At 65.3% G+C, this 4,819-nt stretch carries 4 protein-coding genes and 1 rRNA gene; 2 read left to right on the plus strand and 3 right to left on the minus strand.

The window, feature by feature from the left end; all coding sequences use genetic code 11:
* Positions 1-929: peptidase M23 (locus EGJ34_RS20520; protein ID WP_125362276.1), on the minus strand; the 929-nt coding region annotated here is incomplete at its 3' end.
* Between the two features lie 98 nt (positions 930-1,027).
* On the opposite strand from EGJ34_RS20520, the gene EGJ34_RS20525 reads away from it, so the two are divergent.
* A complete protein-coding gene (locus EGJ34_RS20525) occupies positions 1,028-1,690 on the plus strand; it encodes a hypothetical protein (protein ID WP_125362277.1) in 663 nt (220 codons plus the stop codon).
* 58 nt (positions 1,691-1,748) lie between these two features.
* Positions 1,749-3,467 (plus strand): M28 family metallopeptidase, encoded by a 1,719-nt coding sequence (locus tag EGJ34_RS20530; protein ID WP_125362278.1) that lies wholly within the window; start codon positions 1,749-1,751, stop codon positions 3,465-3,467.
* Between the two features lie 15 nt (positions 3,468-3,482).
* Here the strand turns inward: EGJ34_RS20530 and EGJ34_RS20535 are convergent, their stop codons facing one another.
* Together EGJ34_RS20535 and rrf are read right to left on the minus strand one after the other, a co-directional pair.
* A complete protein-coding gene (locus EGJ34_RS20535) occupies positions 3,483-4,025 on the minus strand; it encodes a transposase (protein WP_260477087.1) in 543 nt (180 codons plus the stop codon).
* Positions 4,026-4,512: 487 nt separating this feature from the next.
* A 5S ribosomal RNA gene (rrf, locus tag EGJ34_RS20540) occupies positions 4,513-4,627 on the minus strand.
* Positions 4,628-4,819 lie beyond the last annotated feature (192 nt).

Consider the following 4,819-nt stretch of genomic DNA (forward strand, 5'->3'; position numbering starts at 1 on the left):
CTCGCCACCTTGGGCGGCACCTTGGTCGGGCGCGGCGGCGGCTTGGTACCACTGGCAGCGGCTTCGCGCTCGGCCTTTTCCGCGGCCGCCTTTTCGACGGCGGCCTTGCGTGCAGCAGCGCGGCGCTCGGCTTCGGCGCGGGCCGCGGCGGCACGCAGGTTGGCCAGCAGGGTTTCAAGCGCCTTCGCGTCCTGGCCGAGGGCTTTTTCGCGCTCGCTGCGGTCCTTGTAGCGCTGGTCCAGGCTGGCCACGGTGGCCGCGCGGTCGCGACGATCCTTGGCCAGCTCGCTTGCCTGTTGCTTCTGTTGCTGGCGGGTTCCTTCCAGCGCCTGGCGTCGCTCGGTGATCTGCGCTTCCAGGGACTGCAGTTCGGTGAGGTCGGCGGTGAGCGAGCCGATGCGGCGGGCACGCTCGCGCTGCAGGTAGCGGTGGTAGGCCAGACTGCGGTTGGCGTCGGCGACGCGGTCCTGCGACAACAGCAGCTTCAGCGGGGCGTGATTGCCGATGCGGTAGGCGGCCTGCAGCAGCGACGCCAGCTCCTCACGCTGCTGCTTCAGGCCCTTTTCCAGCTCGGCACGTCGCTGCTGGGCCTCTTCCAGGGCGCGGGTTTCGGCCTGCAACGCGGTTTCGGTCTGGGCCAGCACCCGCCCGGTGCGGGCCACCTTTTCATCTGCCTCGCGCAGCTGCCGGGACGCCTGCCCGCGCTGGCCTTCCAGGGTGCGCCGTTCCTGGGCGACGCCTTTCAGTTCCGAGCGCAGCTTCTGCAGCTTGCGCTCGGTTTCCTTCGAGGTCTGCGCAGGCAAGGGGGCGGGCAGCAGCAGCGCCGTGGCCACCACCAACGCGAGCACCCGCATCGGCCCGCGGGACTTCGCGCCCTGCACGGCGATGCATTCGTTATCCCGGCGTGAGGAAAAAGCGTTGGCGCGCAAGGGCTTTCCAGTGACTTCAGGCAGATGCGGATTGCAGCACTGCATGGTGACATTCCTGCACGCGGCCTGCCAGCCGCCCATACGACGATGAGGACCTCATGAGACAGTTTCCGCTCCCGATGTTGTTCGCCCTGCTGCTGCCCATCGGGTCGGCCTGGGCGGTGGAGGACGTGAGCAAGGTCAATGGCAGCATCAAGGCCGAAGCGGGCCAGGGCTATGGCGACCTGGAGACGGTGAATGGCAGCATCCGGGTAGGCGCGGGGGCCACCACCCACAGCATCGAGACCGTCAATGGCGGGATCGACATCGAAGAGGGCGCGCGCACCGGCAGCGTTTCGACGGTGAACGGAAAGATCACCCTCGGCCCGAGGGTCACGACGGACGGTAACGTGGAAACCGTCAACGGCAGCATTTTCGCTGACCGCGGCAGTCAGATCGATGGCGGTGTCGAAACCGTCAACGGTGGTATTGGCCTGGTTGAGACCCGGGTGCGCAACAGCATCAAGACCGTCAACGGCGACATCACCGTCGGCATTGGCTCGCAGGTCGAAGGCGGGATCCACATCGAGAAGCCGAACTTCAGCATTTCGCTCAGCGCGCCGCGCAAGCCGCGGGTGATCATCGGTCCGAAGGCGTCGGTGTCTGGTGAGCTGAAGTTCGAACGCGAGGTAGTGCTGTATGTGCACCGCACCGCCACCATCGGACCGGTCCACGGTGCCCAGCCGATCGCGTTTGACACCGACACCGCGCCGGCGGATTGATACCCTTCTTCTCCGGTGTCTGCGATCGACACCGGCCCTTAGTCACCAGGAATTGATGATGCCCCGCAAACTTCTGCTGTGCCTGGCCGCCACTGCCGCATTGACCGCGTGCAAGGGCGAGCCCGATGCCCCGGCTGCCACACCGGCGACCGACACCGCTCCGGCGGCTTCCGCCCACGCCTTCTCGCCTGAGATCAATACCGCCGACTTCGGCGAGCTGGTCAAGACGCTGGCCTCGGACGAGTTCGAAGGCCGTGCTCCCGGCAGCGCCGGCGAAGAACGCACCGTGAACTACATCCGCGACCAGATGCAGCGCATCGGCCTGCAGCCGGGCAACGGCGACAGCTGGTTCCAGGACGTGGCGATGACCGAAACCACGGCCGACGAAAGCACCGTGCTGAAGCTGGACCAGGCCGGCAAGACCCGCGACCTGAAGTTCGGCACCGACATGGTGATCGGCACGCGCAGCGGCCAGCAGGAAGTGAAGATCGACAGCAGCGAACTGGTGTTCGTGGGCTACGGCGTGGACGCGCCCGAGCAGCAGTGGAACGACTACGCCGGCCAGGACTGGAAGGGCAAGACGGTGGTCATGTTCGTCAACGACCCGGGCTTCCACGTCAACGACGACAAGCTGTTCGACGGCAAGCGCATGACCTATTACGGGCGCTGGACCTACAAGTTCGAAGAGGCCGCGCGCAAGGGTGCGGCGGCGGCGCTGATCGTGCATGACACCGCCGGCGCTTCGTATGGCTGGGACGTGGTGAAGAATTCCTGGGCGGGCCCGCAGTACGACCTGCCGGCGAAGGACGACCCGGAACCGCGTCTGCCGGCGCAGGGCTGGCTGAGCGCGGATGCCGCCCGCCAGCTGTTCGCCGACGCCGGGCTGGACCTGGACCAGGCCTACAAGGATGCCAACAAGCGCGGCTTCAAGCCGGTGCCGCTGAAGGCGAAGATGTCGGTGGACCTGAAGAGCACGATCAGCGAGAAGACCTCGCGCAACGTGGTGGGCGTGCTGCCGGGCAGCAAGCAGGCCGACGAAGCGGTGCTGTACATGGCGCACTGGGATCACCTGGGCAAGCACGAGGGTGAGCAGGGCGACAACATCTACAACGGCGCGGTCGACAACGCGACCGGCGTGGCCGGCATTCTGGAGATTGCCGGCGCGATGGCCCAGCAGAAGCCGGCTCCGGAGCGCTCGGTGGTGTTCCTGGCGGTGACGCTGGAAGAATCCGGCCTGCTGGGTTCGAAGTACTACGTGACCCACCCGACCTTCCCGCTGGACAAGATTGCCGGCGTGATCAACATCGACGCGATGTCGGTGGCGGGCCGTGCCAAGGACATGACCGTGACCGGCTTCGGCAGCTCGGAGCTGGAGGACATCCTCAAGCCGCTGGCGGCCAAGCAGGACCGTACCCTGCACGGCGAGACCTCGGTGCAGAGCGGGTTCTACTTCCGTTCGGATCACTTCAACTTCGCCAAGGCCGGTGTGCCGGCGTTGTATGCCGACGGCGGCGAAGACCTGCGCGACGGTGGCGTGGACGCCGGTCGCAAGGCGGCCGAAGCGTATGGCCGTGACCGTTACCACGGTCCGAAGGACGAGTATGACCCGGCCACCTGGAAGCTGGACGGCACGGTGGAAGACCTGCAGCTGCTGTACGGCGTGGGTCAGGAGCTGGCGACCGCAGGAAAGTGGCCGAACTGGTATGAGGGCAACCCGTTCAAGGCGGCCCGCGATGAGATGATGAAGGGCAAGGTTGCGGAGCCTGCGGCGAAGTAAGCGGCGGGTTTCGGTTCAATCAGGAGCGGCATCCTTCGGGGTGCCGTTTTTGTTTGTGCTGGCTGCGGCTTCATGCAGCCAGCGGTTCCATTGGTGGGGGTAGTCTTCTGGCGTGACGACCAGCCCGGCACGCACCGGGTTCTCGACCAGGTACTGGGCGTGGGTCTGCAGCGCTTCCTGGCTGCGGATGCAGTGGTCATAGTAGCCACGCTGCCAGACCGATGCGCCTTGGCTGTCGTGGAGCAGGTTGAAGGCGCGGGCGGAGCGGGATTTGAAGCGCTGCATGCAGCGACTGAGGTTGTCGTTTCGGAGCTGCATGAGCCAGTGCACGTGGTCGGGCATGACGACCCAGGCCAATGTGTGGGAGCGGAGTTCCCGGTCGGACTGGCGGAGGGCATCGACAACGCATTTGACGCTGGCTTCGTCTGTGAAGATGCGACGACGGTTGGCCACCGTCGTGGTGAGGGTGTAGTAGGCGAAACGCATCGAACGGCGACCGATGAGAAGGCGGGGGCTGGGCATGCGTCCAGCATTGCCGGACCGCGATGCTGCTTCCATCAGGAGAGTCCGCGTTGTCAGGTCGGCAATTCGTTGCCCGGGCGCGTGGCGACGCGTTCGATTGCATGGATCCATGCGTTATAGCGATCACGCGGGTTATCGGCCGTCGTCTTGTGACCGACGCTACCAATCAAGCATTCCCGGCATCCAGGCGTTCCGGCATCGTGGTCGGCGATTGGTTGCCCGGGCGCGTGGCGACGCGTTCGTCAATGCGGTGTTTCGGCGTTACGGTGGCGCGGCTCGCCGGGGGTGGCCGGTAGGGTCGCACGACAGTCGACCGCCGATGGCGTGTCCGCGTTCGGTTGGGCATGACCCGGATCGGGGTGAACGCGGAATTTCACGCGTTCGATTGCACGGGGCCATGCGTTATAGCGATCACGCGGGTTATCGGCCGTCGTCTTGCGACCGACGCTACCAATCAAGCATCGCGGCATTCGTGCAAAAAGAAAAACCCCGCTGCGTTAGCAGCGGGGTTTTGAGTATAAAACCCTGGCGATGACCTACTCTCGCATGGCTTGAGCCACACTACCATCGGCGCAGCTGCGTTTCACTTCCGAGTTCGGGATGGGATCGGGTGGTTCCACAGCGCTAATTTCACCAGGGAGACGGTTGGAGCAGCGCGTGTTCGCGCCAGCTCGGCATGTTTCCCACGGGTCACACGACCAACGGTCGTGTGCTACCGGAAGAAAAACCCCGTTGCGCAAGCAACGGGGTTTTGGGTGTAAACCCTGGCGATGACCTACTCTCGCATGGCTTGAGCCACACTACCATCGGCGCAGCTGCGTTTCACTTCC

The organism is Stenotrophomonas sp. 278 (assembly GCF_003935715.1).
In the GTDB taxonomy this organism is placed as follows: Bacteria; Pseudomonadota; Gammaproteobacteria; order Xanthomonadales; family Xanthomonadaceae; genus Stenotrophomonas; species Stenotrophomonas maltophilia_AH.